Annotated in this window: 1 pseudogene; it reads left to right on the top strand. The window is 75.4% G+C overall.

The features are described 5' to 3' along the window. Positions 1-129: 129 nt before the first annotated feature. Positions 130-1,630: pseudogene (locus tag EF918_RS35490) on the top strand (hypothetical protein); the annotation flags it as partial.

Below are 1,630 nucleotides of genomic sequence, written 5' to 3'. Positions count from 1 at the left end.
CGACCAAGCTCAGGCCGCCGCCGCCCGTCTCGACCGCACCCGGACCGCCGGCTGCCCGGTAGGAGGCGCGGCAGGAGACGCTGCCGGAGAACGCCACGCCTGGACGCAGCCCGCGCCCTCGGCTTCGGCATGGTCGAGCGCCTCCCGGACTTCGTCCCGCTGCTCGGCGAGCTGCGCGCCCGGCTCGCCCGCGGCCGGCACAAGGCCCTCGCCGAGAGCCTGCTGCCCCGCCGGCAGCTCGACGACCGCAACGACAACGTCCAGCGGCTGCTGCGCGTGCTGGACCGCGACGGCTCCGCCGGGCTGCTGTCCAGCGCCATGGACGGCGGGGTGACCGTCGAGCTGTTCGACGACCGCAGGACCCCGTACTGGGCGGTCTTCAAGGTGAACCGGACCGGGGACGGGACGTACGCGAGCGACGCGAACGACGGCCGGGACATGGAGTACATCACCTCGGCGCTGGTCCAGGAGTCCGCATCGCACGACAAGAGTTCCCGCACCGGTGTCGAGGGCGTCCTCGGCCTGTCCGGCCGACCCGACTCCGGAAAGGGCACGTGGAAGAGCGTCGGCGGCGCGGGCGGACTCGCCCACGCGTCGGGCGGGGCACGGCGCCGGGGCGACGTCCGCCGCGGCCAGTTCGGGATGAAGGCCGTCGCGGACAGCTCCGCCCGCTCGGCGAAGACCGACGTGCCGATCTCGGCGACCCTCGAACTGTACAAGGGCGGCGGCCGGTTGGAGACGGCCCGGCTCGACCGTCTGACACTGGTCCAGCGCATCCTGCGCAAGGACCTGGAGGCCCTCTCCCGGGTGCAGCTCCCGGCCGCCGATCACCACCTCGCCGCCCGGGGACCGGGCGACCGCGGCACCGCGCTCGGCGCCTGGCGGGCGGGCGGGGTGCGCCTCCCGATGGAGGCGCAGGTCAACGGCTTCCGGGGGGCGCCACAGGTCCGCGAGCTGGTCGGCACGGCGGTCCGGGCGGCGGGCGGCGGGGCGCGGTTCCGCGACCGGGGGCAGGCCGCCGCGTACACCCTCGGCGAGGCCGTTTCCACCGAGTGGATGATCGCCGCGCTGCCGCTGCTCACCTCCGCGGGCGTCGAGCTGCCGCCGGTGCACGCGACCGGCGCGGAGGGCCAGGACCTGCGGGCCTCCGTCCACGCCCGGCTGCGCCACGGCCGGGTCCTGGGCCTGGGCGACAAGATGACCTTCGAGACGGTCGGCCAGAGCCACCTGGAGGCGCCGCGCCCCACCCAGGCCGACGGCCAGAGCTCCGCCGACCACGGCAGGGCGGCCCGCGGGGCGTTCGGCCTGGGCGTGCTCAACGCGGACCAGTTCCGCCTCAACCAGCTCATCGGCACCGCGGGCGGCTCGGGCGGTACGACGGACGCCACGGCCAACTCCGCGGGCTCGATGCCGGTCCACAAGCCCAAGACGAAGGCGGTCCTGGTCCAGTTCACCCTCGACGTCCGGGTGGAGGCCGCGGTGACCGAACGGATCCGCGGCCGCACGACCCGGGCGGTACGCGAGACCACCCTTCCCCAGCCCGTGGTGATCCGCATGCCGGAACCGGTGGTGCGCCGCATGCTGGCCGCCCAGCCCGACCGCCTGACGGACGACGGGAACCACCTCACCC

The organism is Streptomyces sp. WAC06614 (genome assembly GCF_003949795.1).
Lineage (GTDB): Bacteria > Actinomycetota > Actinomycetes > Streptomycetales > Streptomycetaceae > Streptomyces.
This window is presented reverse-complemented; position numbering and strand designations above follow the sequence as displayed.